The 13,487-nt window shown below is 51.0% G+C and carries 7 protein-coding genes, 2 pseudogenes and 1 riboswitch; of the genes and pseudogenes, 7 read left to right on the top strand and 2 right to left on the bottom strand.

What is annotated here, in order from left to right; translation table 11 throughout:
- Window positions 1-61: 61 nt before the first annotated feature.
- Both SD71_RS25755 and SD71_RS25750 read left to right on the top strand, forming a co-directional pair.
- Window positions 62-382, top strand: a pseudogene (locus SD71_RS25755) (Gfo/Idh/MocA family protein); the annotation flags it as partial.
- 103 nt (window positions 383-485) lie between these two features.
- Entirely contained in the window at window positions 486-1,136 is a 651-nt protein-coding gene (locus tag SD71_RS25750) for a Gfo/Idh/MocA family protein (RefSeq protein ID WP_326998679.1), read from the top strand.
- 55 nt (window positions 1,137-1,191) lie between these two features.
- Here SD71_RS25750 and SD71_RS01820 read toward each other — a convergent pair whose 3' ends face one another.
- Together SD71_RS01820 and SD71_RS01815 are read right to left on the bottom strand one after the other, a co-directional pair.
- Window positions 1,192-2,667, bottom strand: a complete 1,476-nt coding sequence (locus SD71_RS01820; RefSeq protein WP_041058812.1) for a Fe-Mn family superoxide dismutase — start codon at window positions 2,665-2,667, stop codon at window positions 1,192-1,194.
- A gap of 81 nt (window positions 2,668-2,748) precedes the next feature.
- The gene (locus tag SD71_RS01815; protein ID WP_052475852.1) at window positions 2,749-3,780 is read right to left on the bottom strand and encodes an alpha/beta hydrolase; all 1,032 of its coding nucleotides are present in this window, start codon (window positions 3,778-3,780) and stop codon (window positions 2,749-2,751) included.
- A 217-nt stretch (window positions 3,781-3,997) separates the two neighbouring features.
- On the opposite strand from SD71_RS01815, the pseudogene SD71_RS01810 reads away from it, so the two are divergent.
- From SD71_RS01810 to SD71_RS01790, 5 genes and pseudogenes are all read left to right on the top strand, one after another.
- Window positions 3,998-4,740, top strand: a pseudogene (locus SD71_RS01810) (IclR family transcriptional regulator).
- A gap of 198 nt (window positions 4,741-4,938) precedes the next feature.
- Window positions 4,939-5,014, top strand: a riboswitch (cyclic di-GMP riboswitch).
- Between the two features lie 84 nt (window positions 5,015-5,098).
- Window positions 5,099-5,539 (top strand): hypothetical protein, encoded by a 441-nt coding sequence (locus SD71_RS01805; protein WP_041058809.1) that lies wholly within the window; start codon window positions 5,099-5,101, stop codon window positions 5,537-5,539.
- 2 nt (window positions 5,540-5,541) lie between these two features.
- Window positions 5,542-5,952, top strand: a complete 411-nt coding sequence (locus SD71_RS01800; protein ID WP_041058806.1) for a hypothetical protein — start codon at window positions 5,542-5,544, stop codon at window positions 5,950-5,952.
- The gene (locus SD71_RS21815) at window positions 5,933-12,895 is read left to right on the top strand and encodes an RHS repeat-associated core domain-containing protein (protein WP_052475851.1); all 6,963 of its coding nucleotides are present in this window, start codon (window positions 5,933-5,935) and stop codon (window positions 12,893-12,895) included. The genes SD71_RS01800 and SD71_RS21815 overlap by 20 nt, the downstream gene beginning before the upstream one ends.
- Window positions 12,896-12,999: 104 nt before the next feature.
- A complete protein-coding gene (locus SD71_RS01790; RefSeq protein ID WP_041058803.1) occupies window positions 13,000-13,332 on the top strand; it encodes a DUF6881 domain-containing protein in 333 nt (110 codons plus the stop codon).
- Window positions 13,333-13,487 lie beyond the last annotated feature (155 nt).

Below are 13,487 nucleotides of genomic sequence, written 5' to 3'. Positions count from 1 at the left end.
ATGAACTAATATAGCGTTATCAGTTAAATTCCAGGAGACGATGATTGGAGGTCTTTGAAATATGAGTTCCAAGGAGAAAATACGCATCGGTCTGATCGGCGCCGGCAATATCGGGAATGTTCACCTCCAAGAGTTCGGTGCGTTAAAGGATCAATGCGAATTCGTGGCGGTGACGGACGCTTATCTGCCTCTTGCCGAGCAGAGAGCGCAGCAGTACGGTATTCCGGTCGTTGCCGCGACACCCGATGAGCTGATCCGCCGAGAAGATGTGGATGCGGTAATCGTCGCAGTGCCGAATCAGGCGCACGCTTCATTGGCGATATTGGCTTTGGATCACGGCAAGCACGTGCTTGTGGAGAAACCGATGGGATTGAACTCCGAGGCTGCCAAAGAGATCGTAAGAGCGCAGCGGCGCACGGGTTTGACGGTTATGGTCGCCCATCAAATGCGGTGGGAGCCCTTGTCACTGCAAGTGAAAGAGCAGATTGACCGCGGCGAGCTCGGCAAGATCTACACGGCCAAAACAGGGTGGTACCGCCGTAAGGGATTCCGGCTGGGGAACGTGGTTCACCCAGCATGCGCAATCCGGGGGCGGCCCGCTGATCGATATCGGTGTGCATATGTTGGATTTGGCGTTCTTCCTCATGGGAGAGCCGAAGCCGGTGTCGGTATACGGATCGACCTATGCGGAATTCGGTCCCCGCAAGAAAGGGATCGGCACGTGGGGTAAACCCGATTGGAACGGCATCTATGACGTCGAGGATTTGGCTACGGCCATTATCAAGATGGAGGACGGCAGCTCTTTAACTCTGGAAGTCAGTTGGGCTGTCCATATGGACACCGACAGCGTGCCGTTCTTGCACCTGATGGGCTCGGACGGCGGTGCGGTGCTGCGCGGCGGACAGGGGAAATACCTGACTGAGCGCTTCGATCAGCCCGTTGACATCCCGTTGGAGGCTCCGGAGGATCCAGAAAACTCCCGCATCCGGCTAAGCCGTCATTTCCTGGAGTGTATCCGCGAAGGCAAAACTCCATGGACCTCTGCGGAAACCGGCCTGCGCAGCAACCTCATCATCGACGCAATCTATGAATCTTCCCGCATCGGCGGCGAAGTGAAGCTGGATTGGAGCTTGTAAAATGTATATGCAGCCAGCCATGCCCCCGTTGGGCTTGGCTGGCTGCTTTATTGTCTCAATGAGGTGCCCACTTCAGAGTACGGGCTTTGGCGAAGCGGTCAGCGACGTACGGCCAATTGACGACGTTCCACCAATCGCGCGTGTAGGCGGGGCGTTCGTTCTGATGCTTGAGATAATAGGCGTGTTCCCAAACGTCCAGCGGGAGCAGGGGCACGACGTCCCATTGCGACCAATTCTGGTGCTTCTCGGCCGTTAGAATTTCGAGACGATGGCTTCGAGGGGACCAGACCAATATCGCCCAGCCGCCGCCCTCGACGTTGTTGGCAGCCTCAGTAAACTGCTTCTTGAAAGCATTATAGCTCCCGAAGCTGCGGTTAATTTCATTCAGCAATCCGCCGCTTGTCTGACCGCCGCCTCTTGGGGACATAGCCTCCCAGAAAATCGTATGAAGGTAATGCCCCGCCCCGTGAAAAGCCAATTCCCGCTCCCAATGCTTCACCAGCTCGAAATCACCGGAGCGCCGGGCTTCCTCCAGCTTTTTTTCCGCTTTATTCAAGCCGTCTACATAGCTTTGGTGGTGTTTGTCGTGGTGAATGCGCATTGTTTTCTCATCTATCCAAGGTTCCAATGCTTTGTATGAGTATGGAAGCGGGGGAAGCCGATGACCTCCGATCGGGACGGCGCTTTGGGAAGCGGATCCCAACCATAAGTCGCCCATAGGCTCAGACCATGTTCCTTCCGGTCGAAGGGGTTGATCAGAATCCGATTCGCTGCCGGGATTATCCTGATCCTCTTGCACTTGATCCGAAGGAGCCCGATCCGCTTGAGGTTGGTTCCACTGTCCCTCATCGGCTGGATCCGGCTGCACTTTAAAGCTGTGCATCTGCCCCCATATCGTCGTCGTGTGCTCGCCTTGTTCGCGCCCCTGCTCCGCCTGCTGGGCAAGCTGAGGCTCAACAGGCAGCATCCCGCTTGTCGGCTGAACCTCGCTCGATTCAACCTCGTCCGACCGATCCTGCCGCATAGCCCCATCCGCCGGTTCGGGGCCGCCATAGCTTTCCGGGCTGTCATCCGGGTCCTCGGAGAGCCTCATCCAAGGTAATGCTGCGGAAGATTGCAGATCTTCGATCACCGATATGAAATACTCCGATTCCCGGCGGATGTGAGACAATACCATCGGCGCCGCCGAAAGGTCATGTACGGCCGGACTCTGTTCCTGCAAAAGCTGAAGCTGGCGAATGAATTCATGCGATTGCAACAGAGATTCATTGACCAGCCGCGGCATGAAAGCCGACCACTCCGGCGGCAGCGGGTATCCGGGAACGGTCGATGCTGCACGCATGCCGGCTTGCGCCAGCTCCGACGTTTTAACGAAAACATTTTGCCAATCCAGCATCAGCTGCACATAAGGCGGCTCTAATTGCGGAATCAAATCTCTAATGACAACGGTGTGCTCCATCTCTTGCGTTTTCCGGAATACGATTTCCTCTAACAATCTCAGCGGCATCATCGCACCATATACAGGCAGCATAATAAAAACCCTCCCGGTCGCTTGCATCAGGTAACCTTCGTACCCAACGTATGCGAGAGAGGGTTTGTTCTATAACCGCGATCAAATTTGAACCCATTCCGTTGATAAATTTTTTGCTGTAAAATCTTCGTCAACATGCTTAAGGAATGCTGTCGTGCGCTGTACGTATTCTTCCGGATGAGTGCGGAAAATCATTTCATGTATCGCGTCGGGTACGACCCAGAGATTAGATAAAGCATTCTTCTGTGATTTGGCGACATTCTCCGAGAGATAGGCCGGGGCTTTGTTGTCCGCAGTACCGTGGATTAGCAAGATCGGAAAGTCAAAGGATGTATGCTGCACTTTGGCAGAAGGAATCTGCTCCATCCGTGTGCCGCTCATCATAGGGAAAAACCAGCGAATGAGAGAGACGGAAGGGTATTTCGGAAGCTTCACCTGCTGGCTGATATTGTAATAGACAGTATTGTCATCCGGTAAAAAAGTGCTGTCCAGAATCATTGCGTCGATCGGCTCCGATTGTAAAGCGGCCTGCAGCGCCGTGCCCGCCCCCATGGAGAATCCCCATACGATAAGCTGCTCGCTGCCCTGCTGACGTGCAAACTTCAGCGCGCCGACAAGCTGCTTCGATTCGGTCCGGCCGCCGGTGGCAGGAACGGGGCGTTTGTTGTTGGCAAATCCATAATCAAACATAAGCACGTTATATTTGAGGCCGTGCAAGAGGTCTGCCAGATCATACATAGGAACCCAGGCTTCTTCGCGATTCGCTCCGTAACCGTGGCTGAGTACAACCGTCTTGTGACTTCCGATAGCGGGAATCCACCAGCCGTCCACTAATGTGCGGCGATCAGCGCTGGGAAAAGTGACTTCGGAGTAATCGAGATTTTTGGCGAGTTTCGGATTGGAGCTGAGCGCAGCGACTTTGGGATGAGAGAGCGACCAAGCGATATAGCCATGAAAGGCCAAGAAGATTGCGACGAGTAAGGAGGCGGCGGCTAGAGACAGATGCAGAACGAGCCGTCCGAGCGACTGGGCTGTGCTAGATTCAGAGTTTTCGACTGTTGTCGGAATTGTGCCTGAACCGCCGAGTGGAAGAGGGGTCGACAACGTTGTCAATCAATGATCGCCTCGCTTTTTTGCAACTCTGGTAAAGTATTGATTCTTATAGTAGAGCCCAAGACCTATAGCGTCAATGTTTCAAAACGAATTGTAAAGGGTATGTAATCGAATTGTAATAAAGCGCTTCCAAAGTTTACGAGAGAGACAGATTGCGTTATACTGTGTGTAACAGGGTTTCATGGAGTGAAACTTACACGCAAAGGGGGGACCGTTGATGGAAGAGGAGAAGCGGACGGTTCGAGCCGTGGAAAGAGCGCTCGATGTGCTGCTTTGTTTTGCCTCAGGAGGCGAGTGGGGCTTAACGGAATTGGCCGGGAGGGTCGGCTTGCACAAAAGCACAGTACACCGTCTTCTAGCCACGTTGGAAAATAAGGCTTTTGTCATACGGGATCCAGGAACGGACAAATACAGACTCGGACTCAGCGTGCTCGAACTGTCCGCACATCTGTCTCGCTCGGATGATCCCTCTGTTGCTCTGCTTCCTGAAATGGAACGGCTGCGCGACCAGTTGAGCGAAACGATTAGTTATATATAAGAGACCGCAGTGAGAGGGTTAGAATACAAGCGGTCCAAAGCACGCAGGCGATCCGAAGGGTAGCCGCCGTCGGAGCGCGAATGCCTTTGTTCGTCGGGGCGTCCAGCAAGGTGTTATTGGCTTTCGCGGATGCGGTTGAACGGGATGCTGTGATGAACGATCCGGAATGGCCGCAGACGGTGGACCGGGATGCCTTCCAAAGCCAGTTGGATGAGATCGTCGCCGCCGGTTACGCCACAAGCTTCGAAGAGCGCGAGCCGGGAGCCGCGGCAGTGTCCGCCCCAATCTTTAATCGGGCTGGGAAGCTTGTTGCCGCATTGTCGGTATCAGGCCCTTCCAATCGGCTGACGCCCGACCGCATGCATGAACATGCGCCCGCTATTGTGGAAGCCGCTCGCAGGATGGGCGCAATGCTAGGATAAATTGATGGTAGTAAATCTATCAAGGAAGCTGCTTCGGCGGCTTCTTTTTTTGTGGTAATTTATGCGCAAGGTTATAGTTCTAAAGACTTAAATTATACAAAATACAACAAAATTATGTAAAAATTGATTCTATTAGACTAGTCAATTGTTATAATAAGGAATATAAATTACATATTTTTCTTGATCGAACAAAAATAATACCGAAAAAGGCAAACCTATCGCGAGATAGGGGCGCAAAGTCATGGGTCCCACGTCGGATCGCCAGACCGCCGAAGTAGTGAGAAGCACGCAATTTTTTGCGTTGCCGCACGCTTAGGCGCTGCGGTTTTTTGCTTTTTTTTCGGGGGATATGGGGTGCATGATGAAAGGAAGAGTTTGGTCTAGAAGCTTGGCTTTCATGTTGTTGGGTTCTTTAATGCTCGGATTAGCCCCGGCTGCAGTATGGGCCGAGGCGGCAGACCGGGTAGGCACCGCTCTTGTTGAGGGTGGGAAAGCGTTGCAGGTGAAGGTGGCCGCAGCAGTACAAGATCTTAAGGAAGAACCATGGGTGGACGATCCCAATAAGACGGAGACTCCTCAATATTACTCTTTTTCAGGGGATCAGGTGCTAGAGGAGCGTCCCGATATGGGGGCTGACCGGCTTGGTTATGCCAGCTCTTATTTCAGCATGAATGAAACATCCAATATATTCCCTGTAGCTCAGAAGCAGATGACGCTGTCATGGACCGATATGCTGGCTACATGGATTAGCGAGCAAGAGGGAACGCCGAAGGCGGATCGCCGACCCGGTATTCCGTAACCGTGAAACTTAAGGAAGTCACTACGAAGAAAGAATATACGCTTCTTAGCGACTCGCACGCCAGCTCCTTTGTTTGGAAAGGTACGGATGGCAGCAACGCTCCATTGCCTGACGGCTTCTATTACTGGACATTAGAAGCGGACGCGCCGACTATTACTTTCATTGTGGAAGAGGGGAAGGAACCAGTACCGAAGACCGCACCTGCTTATAACGGACAATCCCAAATGGTGCTGCTCGACCGTACTGCGCCCGAAGTGCTGGGCGTTCACCCGCTGGGTAACAACCGGCTTGCGATAGAAACACGGGATATGGTGGGTGGATTGAAGAAAGTCACCACCATTGGCTCCGCACAAGGCTCGGAAAGCTGGACGACCAGCCCGATCAGGACTGCCGTTGCCGTTCCAGCCGGGTGAGGCGGAACAGTTAAACATAACGGTGGAAGACGTGGCAGGCAACAAGAAGGAAGAAACTCTCCCGCTGTACCCTTATATCACAGGAACGGGAGCTGAAGCTTACGTTCCCAACGCGGAAGCCGTAGTGGCCGGTCAAACAACGCGTATTAACTTAACGACCGGTAACGGGATGCAGTCGTTTAAAGCATTCACTCAAGAAGGGCCTGGTATCGACCTCGACATTTTCCTTACATATAACCACCAAAACCGGGTCAAGGGACAGCTCGGCTACGGATGGAACTTCAGCCTGGATTCCCGTTTGAACAAATGGGTTGACGGCAACATCACTTGGCAAGGCTTTGACGGCACGGTCTATTGGTTCAAACCGGAAGACGGCGGTTATGCCACCTATGCGAACGGACAGAGGCAGCACTTTCCGAAGCTCACTCTCGACCCCATAGAGGGGAATCCGGAAAATACCGACGTCTTCATCATGGAATGGCCGGACCAGCTTCTCTACCGGTTTTACGAGGATGGCCGTTTCTGGTTGGTTCAGGATCGCCATGTCAACGGACTCCATGTCAGATGGGAGCAATGGCGCAATTATCATGGCTTGGAATACCGCATCAAGAAGGCTGAAGACACCAACAATCATGAGGTGGAATTCGGCTACGACGAAGCGACGGGCGATTTGAAATCGACGATTATTACGGATTTGAACGGAATCGGCAGCCAAACGGGCAGTCCGAAACGAAAACTTTTCTTCATGTATAACCAGAAAGGCGATTTCGTCGGGTATCGGGAGCCATCCCAGAAAATGACTCGTTTTGTTTACGATGATCTGCACCGGATTACGAAAGTCATCGATAACGGCAATAACGAAAGGGAACAGGAAGGCGAAACCGACGAATCAGTCACGACTCTGTGGACGTATGACGACCATAATCGTGTGACTCGGATGAGTGCGATGCGCAAACAGGATCATGTCGAGGAGTTCGTTGGTGCTGAGTACGGAACGCGTCAAGCAACTGTGTTAAACCCCCTTGGCAAGTATACGCTGCGTTGGAATGATGCCGACCGTCTCACTGAAAAAGTGGAGCAGGTGGACACGCCGGACGGTACGGCAGAAGCGAAGACATCGTTCGAGTACAGCGCGAATAATCTGGTGCGATCGGTCGATGCGCTTAACCGTGAAGTACGCTATCGATATGACGACTTCGATAACATAATTGCTCAGCAGAGCGCCTCAGGTCGTATCATGCGATACACCTATAATGATTTACACGATTTAGTAAGCGAGACAGGCCCGTTGGGCTATAATGCCGAGTATGAGTATACGTACGATCCGGATCACCCACGCAGATTTTGGAGCAGAAAGACGACGCAAGTTGTGGTGCACCCTGCGGGAGTGAACGACGAACAGACTCTTATTACGGAGGAACATTTTAACGATAAAGGGCTGCTTGAAAAGAGGATCGATGCCAACGGGAACACGTTCGACTACACGTATGACGAAACAGGTTTTCTTACCTCTGACGGCACACGTGTGTCCTACGAGAACGATCTGCACGGCAACGTATTGAGGGAAACGACGGATGCGGGTACGCCGGATGAGGCAGTGACTTCATCGCAGTTTAATGAGGTTAGCTGGCTGCTGCACCGAGAAGGCCCGACAGGGCTTGTAGAAGATTATGAATATGATCCATGGGGCAGAGTGACCAAAGCCGTTCAGAAAGACAAGAATGACGAGTCCCAATCCATTACTCGTACCTACAAATATGACGATGGTGGGAACCTGATTGAAGAGTCGGATGGCTTGACCAAAACGACTTATAAGTTGGACGGTATGGGGAATGTCTTGTCCAAAGTCACGATTCCTCTTGAAGAAGACACAGCTGGAAAATTGGAAGAATCCTATCTTTACGACAGCCGTGGTCTTCTTGTCAAACAAACCGATTCTCGAGGAGAGACGAAAGAGACACAGTATAACAAAGCCGGGCAGCACGTGAAGACCATTGTAACGCCGGGCAACTATGCGACAACAATTGAGTACGATGATGCGGGCCGCCAGAAAGCTGTCATTGCAGCCGACGGCGGACGAACCGAGTATGTTTACGATCTGTTGGATCGCATCGTTGAACAAAAGCAGTTTGTTAAGCCGGTATTCCCAAGTAATATCTCGATAAGCGCCAATGGTATATCGGAGCAAGCGGCTGTCACCACCAATCGTTACGATAGTGCAGGGCGCCTCATTGAGGAGAAACGTCCGAACGATTCGTGGATGAGATATGTCTATGACGGCATCGGCCAAGTATTGGAAGCCTCAGTAGGCGGTCCGATCCCGCAGTGGAACGGGACCCCGCTGGCTTCGGGCAGCGCGGACAGCCTGTACGAAGGCCATGAGACGCTGCAGAAACAGCAATATTCGTTCGACAAGCTGGGGCGTATGCTTAGCTTCACCGACGGTAATGACGATAAGACAGAGTATCGCTATACCGGACGTACGGTTGAAACGATGACTCCTGCGTTGGATGAGACCGGGAAATCAGTGGTCTATACTCGCAAGGAATCTTTTGACCCTGCGGGGCATTTAATACTTGCTGTGTCAGAATCCGACGAGGAGAGTACGACGACCTATGACGCCTTCGGTCACGAAGTGAAATCGGTGAAAGAAGAAGGACAAGTCATCGAAACGAAAACCGATGCCTATGGCCGCGTCTCCGAGAGGATCGAAGCTGTAGACCAGTCTGGCGCCGTGCAAAAGTTCCTCTATAAAGTGGATGCTTGGGGCAATATGCTGGAAGAGCGGCGACAGTTAAACGACAGTGAATGGGCGACGACGACCTATCGCTATTCTCCGGAAGGTGATCTGGAACAGCAGACTTCTTCCACGGGGCTTGTGACGGAGTATGCATATGATGAGCATGGCCTTTTAAAGCAGATAACGGAACAAAACGCTCTCGGCAATGGCTCTATTGAGGTGCGGGTTACAGCTTACTCCTATGACTCTATGGGCCGCCAAATCAAGGTTGTGCAGCCGGATGGCGGTCAGCAGCAAACGGTGTACGACACGCTCGGAAACCAGGTGCTTTCTTTTGACGCGTTGAACAACATTACGGAATACCGTTACGATCTCGCGGGGCAGACAACCGATATCATCAATTACAAAGAAGGCACAGCCGACTTAAGCTCGGGCAATATCAGTGCCTTAATCCATTATGTTTACGACGGCTCGGGTAACGTTGTGCTGGAGAAAGATCCGAACGGAAACATCATTCGTTCCGTATTCGATGCCGGCAGCAATCTTCTTCAAGAGATTCATTACGCGAACCCATCCATGTCCGGCGATCAAATTGTGAATGACTACAAGTATGATCCGCGCGGGCTGATGGTGGCTTCCGTAGACGGCAATGGTCATGCAACGACGTATGCTTATGATACCGAAGGTCAGCAGACGATGCAGACCGATCCGGTCGGGCAGTGGGTGAAATTCGAGTACAGCGATGCAGGGTTCGTCACAGCCGAGCGCCGCCCGCTGGCCCGTGATACAGAGTGGCTCTATGACTATCGCGGCAATATGACGCAAGAGAAAGATGCGCTCGGGCACATTCAGCGTTTCAGCCTGGATCTGGATGGACGGATGGAGACCCAGTTTAACCGCTTAGGGGAAGCAACTCAATACGGTTACGATACCGTGGGACATATGACTCACAAGCAAACTCCGAGTGAAGGCATTTTCTCCTATCGCTATGATTCTGCAGGAAACAAACTGGAAGAAGATCGCCCGGTATATGGAGCTGTCAGATATGACTACGATACACGGGATAGTCTGACTTCCGTCATCGAACCACAGGCGGCCGTCGGTGAACTGAAGACGGATTACACCTACGATGCTGAACTGAATCGTACGAGCCAAAAGGACGGTAATTCGCAGACGACGAATTACGATTATGACGAACTCGGCCGCCGTCTTCAGAAAGTGGTGGTTCGCGGGGAGTCAGGACAAGATGTTTTCGAATATCAGTATGATCCGAATGGCAATGTTGTGTTCGAAAGCAAACCGGGCGGCCTGACGACGAGGTACCAATACGACTATATGAATCGCAAAACCCGTGAGGATTTCAATGACGGCACTTGGTATGCCTATACGTTTGACAATGCCGGCAACATGCTTACCCGCACGGACAAGAACGGCACGATTGAATACGACTACTACGACAACAACCAATTGAAGCAAACCACTTACCCGAACGGCGATACGGTGGTCGTTGAATATAACGAAAACGGGGAAAAAGTCGCTGAAACTATAAACGGCGAGCGTACCGAGTTTGAACTTGATGCGAGTGGCCGACCGAAGAGTTATACCGACAGCAAAGGGTATAAGTACGAGTATCAATACGATGCCGACGGTTATGTGAAGTCAATTCAGTATCCGAATGGTACTGTTACTTCGGTTGATTATAAACCGGGCCATCTGATCGGAACCCAAAAGACCACGAAAGTAGATGTACCGCTGCATTCCAGTGTGTACGACTATAATGCGCGGGAATTCATTACCGGCGTTCAAGATGAGGGCCATTCTTCCGGCTATGCCTATAACGATCGCGAGCAGCTCAGCCGGGTGGAGACAGTAGACGGCGATGTCATGCTCTACGAGTACGACGGGGCCGGCAACAGGATCGTTCGGAAGACCATTATCCAGGGCACGAAGGAAGATCTGCAGAAGGTGATCACGACGGACGAGCTGGTCGAGATGGTGCTGGCCTCTTTCGGTATGAAGAAACCGAAGCCTAAAGATCCATCCGAACCGGGTGAAGCACCGGTATGCGGACCGAAGGACAAAGGAAATAACGGCAACGCGAACGGACACGACAAAGATAATGGGAACGGAAATGGCAACGGCAAAGACAAGAGCGCAGCCACCCCCTCTGTTAAAGTAGCCGCACCTACAACGGATTTAATCGCCAAAAACGACAACAGTAATGGCGGTGGAAATGGTAACGACAACGCCGGAGGTAACGGCAATGGCGGTGGCAATGTAGGCGGTGCAGATAGTGGCAATGCCGGTGGCAATGGCGGTGACGGAAACGGAAATGGTCACGGCAATGGACATGACAAAGGAAATGGAAACGGCAATGGTAACGGCAACGGCGGCGCGTCAGGCGACTGCAGCAAAGGTTGGCAGAAGGCGCTGGAGAAAGGCAATGGCAAGAAACTCGGTTTGTGGAAGAAACTCGGTGAGCAATTCGGCGACATTGATATTGAAACGATGTTTGAGACGGGGCAAATCGAGCACATTCTTGCTGCCATCGACAATATCGTCAACGGTGAAGTCAACCTGCCGCCGGGCGGACATGACAAGCTTTTCGAGCGGATTCGCGAGGTCGGCAAAGGATATACGATTATCGGCACGAATTACAAATACAACGACCGTAACCAGCTCGTCCACCGGGAGAACTTGATCCGCTACGAGGACTACGATTACGAGTACGACGACCAAGGAAACTTGCTTACAGACGGACGCAGCAAGTTCGTATGGAATGCCCTTGGACAACTGACCAAAGTCACTTTCCCGGACGGCTTCGGCGAGCAATACACGTACGATATGCTCGGCCGCCGCAGCAGCAAAACGCAGATCAACCACAACGGCAATGCGCAGGACACGACGAACTACAAATACAAAGGCGACACCTGGGTCATCACCGAAGAAAGCAATGCAGCCGGCGAAGTAACGAAGTCGTATACCTACGATGCCAATGAACGCCCGCTTTCTATCACGTTCAAAGGCGAAACGTTCTGGTACGTATACAACGGTCACGGAGACGTCATGGCTCTCACGGACAAAGACGGCAACGTCGCAGCCCGCTATGAGTATGACGCATGGGGCGTTGTAACCCGCATGTACAACCGCTACGGCGAACGCGTCCGCGAAGGCATCGGCTGGATGGGCGATCTTGGCACAGGCAACGGCAGCCCCGGCTCCGTTCAAGGACCGGAAGACGACAGCGGCAACATCGTACCGGACTACCATCCGGGTAACGGCAAGGGCAATGGCAACGCAAAAGGTAAAGAGTCCAAAGGAGGAGCAACAACAGAAAGCACGGCTCCAATAGAAGAGGAATCTACTGAAACTGTAACCCTAGATCTCTCTACCGTCCTGACCGAAGAAACCGAACCAACCGAAGACATCACAACCGAACTCGTCAAAGAAAACCCAATCCGCTATGCAGGCTACTATTGGGATCGGAAGACGCAGTACTATTACTTGCAAGCTCGTTACTATGATCCGCGTCCTGCTCGGTTTATCTCTGAGGATACCTATGAGGGTGAGATTGAGCAGCCGCAGACGCTTAATCTGTATGCGTATGTCCAGAATAATCCCAATTCATATTCTGATCCTACTGGCCATTGTTTTTGGGATGCATGTATCTTAGAGGGGGTTGCTGTTGCTGCTTTATATTCGGCGGCAGCTGCGGCAACGGTCTACGTAGCAAGCAAAACTGCTGCGGCATTGAATGAAGGGGGCTACAACATTTGGGAAATGGGGGCACCTAAAAAAGCGCCTGTTGTCAATCCCAATGCTATCAGAACAAAACCATATGTCTTACAAAGTGAAAAAGGAAGTATTACTAATAAACCTAAAGAGAAACCAAAAGAAATACCTTGGCCATTACCAAATGAAGATAAAAACAGAAAGAAAAAACGACTAGTATTATTCCATTACACTAGTCAACAAGGATACCAAGGTATTCTTAGCTCAAAAGTAATTCGGCCATCATTAAAAGCAGTTAGACCTAAAGATGCAAGGGATGGTGATGGGCAATATTTTGTTGACATACCTCCGTTTTCAATGGATGCTAGAAAGTTATCTACAGTCTTGTTTGCAAGTCCAAATGAAACAAATAAGGTTCAATATTATTTTGCTATTGATCTTACGGGGCTTCCGGTAAAAAAAAAGCACTGATCCCAAACGTCCTCATAACTATGTAGTATTAAATAAAAATAATTTGTACGTCGGAAATCGAATACTAAGCCATGGGAAACAATATTAAACTTAGAGGTGAACCTATGAAGTACATTTGCATTGAGTGGTTGTGGTATAGGCTCCCAAAAGGTAAGTATAATATTTCGTTTGAGAGCCCAGTAAAAATTTATTCTGAAATTGATGAAAATCGTTACGAGACTCGGAAAATTGAATTTTTTCTGAATGGGAAAGTGGGATACGTCTCAGACAATTTGAATTATTGTGAAATGATACCGGGATTTACAGATTTATCTGATCAACCAACTCCTAGTTTTGAATTTATCAATGCTGATCCAGAATTTGTACTAAATGAAATTCCCAAAGAAAGTTTCGAGAAAATATGGAATATTGTTGTAGGCAGTGAATTATTAGAATAACTAAGTTTCATTTATGTAAAGTACTGTTGAATACCACATGCGAGTGTAGCAACTCCGTGTGGTTTTTCTTTTTTTACCCCCACCCAGTGCCGAATAAAGCGGGTGGCTAAGACAAAATGAACTTAAAGCTCACTATCCCAAATAGAAAAACCGTC

This window comes from Cohnella kolymensis (genome assembly GCF_000829465.1).
In the GTDB taxonomy this organism is placed as follows: domain Bacteria; phylum Bacillota; class Bacilli; order Paenibacillales; family Paenibacillaceae; genus Cohnella; species Cohnella kolymensis.
Note: the sequence above shows the minus strand (reverse complement) of the source record. Positions and strands in the feature narration are given on the sequence as shown.